General features: G+C 66.6%; 1 pseudogene. It reads left to right on the top strand.

The annotated features are described in order from the left end of the window. Positions 1–93: 93 nt before the first annotated feature. A pseudogene (locus tag EN852_RS42005) lies at positions 94–305 on the top strand (hypothetical protein); the annotation flags it as partial.

Below are 305 nucleotides of genomic sequence, written 5' to 3'. Positions count from 1 at the left end.
CCGCCTTGCACTTGCCACAAAGTCGGCGAGTGTGGCACCAGCGTTTCGCCGCGCCATGGCAGGCGAGGGAAATCTCGGATCACCGGCGGAAACATGCGAGCCGTTCTTGCCATTCTGCCGCTGCTCTTCCTGTCCGACTGCGCCAATCCCTGGGCCAAGGTTCCGGAAGCGGAGCTGCCGAAGCCGATACGCTATGTCATGGCGCGCCCCTCGCCTTTCGTCATCGGCAATTATTGCGGCCCCGGCAGGCGGCGTCGAGACGGTCGATCGGCCTGGCCGACAGGTCGCCGGTGCGCGTGCCGGGG

The organism is Mesorhizobium sp. M2E.F.Ca.ET.209.01.1.1, assembly GCF_004010375.2.
GTDB lineage: Bacteria > Pseudomonadota > Alphaproteobacteria > Rhizobiales > Rhizobiaceae > Mesorhizobium.
Note: the sequence above shows the minus strand (reverse complement) of the source record. Positions and strands in the feature narration are given on the sequence as shown.